The sequence below is a fragment of the Acinetobacter sp. UBA2063 genome (genome assembly GCF_002333245.1).
Taxonomy (GTDB): Bacteria; Pseudomonadota; Gammaproteobacteria; order Pseudomonadales; family Moraxellaceae; genus Acinetobacter; species Acinetobacter parvus.
Map to the genome: position 1 here is coordinate 3,396 of NZ_DDAH01000147.1, position 580 is coordinate 3,975.

General features: G+C 31.6%; 1 protein-coding gene. It reads right to left on the minus strand.

What is annotated here, in order from left to right; translation table 11 throughout:
• Positions 1–6 precede the first annotated feature (6 nt).
• A complete protein-coding gene (locus B4H32_RS06675) occupies positions 7–267 on the minus strand; it encodes a hypothetical protein (RefSeq protein ID WP_004680924.1) in 261 nt (86 codons plus the stop codon).
• Positions 268–580: the final 313 nt, after the last annotated feature.

Consider the following 580-nt stretch of genomic DNA (forward strand, 5'->3'; position numbering starts at 1 on the left):
GGATGATTAATCATCCATTTTCTCTAAAGAATTCTTTTGTCGATCAATATTTACCTGTCGACACTTTCGATCAATAATCCCCCACGTACAGAAAGCCATAGAGACGACCATTGCATAGGCGAAATATTCAGGTTTTAAGTTACCCATAATAGTGCCTTGGAATAACAACGTTGCCATTAAGGCCAGCGTTGTGATTGCATAGATGCTCGAATCAGTGGTCTTCAGAGTGTTAATGAAGACTTGCTTGTTGAAATGTAATGATAACATCTCCATCCCTCCTTGTGGTGATGACAAAACTTAAGTGTTTTAGTCAGAATTATTCTTTCAGTTGTACTGCTAATTTTTGAGTATTTCAATAGGTAACTGCAATATTTTTTAGATTAATTCATTAAATACATTGATTTTTATAACTTTTAAGTATTTTAAATGTGAATCTATAGTATTTTTCAGTAAAATGATAGAGTGTTTTTTACATTTTGAAAGATTTAGAATGCGAGCATGATGAATGATATTGCTATTATTTAATTAATGCCTCTTAAAAAATAAGGAATTGTCGTAAACAAAAAATGCACATTGGGTA

What these genes read in the sequence shown, in the direction of transcription:
- B4H32_RS06675 (WP_004680924.1), bottom strand. Translation starts at nt 267, where the DNA reads ATGTTATCATTACATTTCAACAAGCAAGTCTTCATTAACACTCTGAAG.